Source organism: Rhodopseudomonas sp. WA056 (genome assembly GCF_010906995.1).
GTDB lineage: Bacteria > Pseudomonadota > Alphaproteobacteria > Rhizobiales > Xanthobacteraceae > Rhodopseudomonas > Rhodopseudomonas palustris_G.
Window position 1 is genome coordinate 1 of the sequence record NZ_QPFS01000261.1, and the last position, 702, is coordinate 702.

1 protein-coding gene is annotated in these 702 nt (G+C 62.7%); it reads right to left on the reverse strand.

Going from position 1 to position 702, the window contains the following annotated elements:
* Positions 1–114 precede the first annotated feature (114 nt).
* On the reverse strand, positions 115–702 hold a 588-nt coding region (locus DU475_RS23920), incomplete at its 5' end, for a type II secretion system F family protein (protein WP_164633530.1).

The window sequence follows — 702 nt, forward strand, 5'->3', positions numbered from 1 at the left end:
AGAGACAGGGACCGGCGTGTGGGCGGTGGCGGCGGCCGCGATCGCGGCGAGCAGCGTCGCCATGAAGCGCGTATCGTGGAATTTCTCGATCAGAAAATCGACCATGGATCGCCCTCAGAAGTCGAAATTGATCATCTTCTTCATCACGAAGATGCCTGCCGACATCCACAGCGCGGAGCCTGCGAGCAGAAGCCGCCCGGTGGGATGCGTCCACAGTAACGAGATGTAGTCGGGGGTGGTCAGGTAAACCAGCAGCATCACGATCAGCGGCAGCGCCCCGATGATCGTCGCCGAGGCTTTGGCCTCCATCGACATCGCCTGGATCTTCTCGGCCATCTTTTTGCGATCGCGCAGCACCTTGGAAAGGTTGCTGAGTGCTTCCGAGAGGTTGCCGCCCGACTTCTGCTGGATCGCGATCACGATGCCGAAGAAATTGGCTTCGGGCAGTGGCATTCGCTCGTACAGCCGGGCGCAGGCGTCGGCGAGCGGCATGCCGATCGCCTGCGTCTCGATGATCGCGTTGAATTCGCTGCGGAGCGGCTCCGGCGCGTCGGCGGCGACCACCTTGATCGAATCGAACAGCGGCAATCCCGCCTTGATGCCGCGGACGATGACGTCGACCGCGTCGGGGAGGGCTGCGAGAAATTTCTTTTCGCGGCGCCGTTTGAGGAAGCCCAGTGTCCAGCGCGGCAGGCCGAAGCC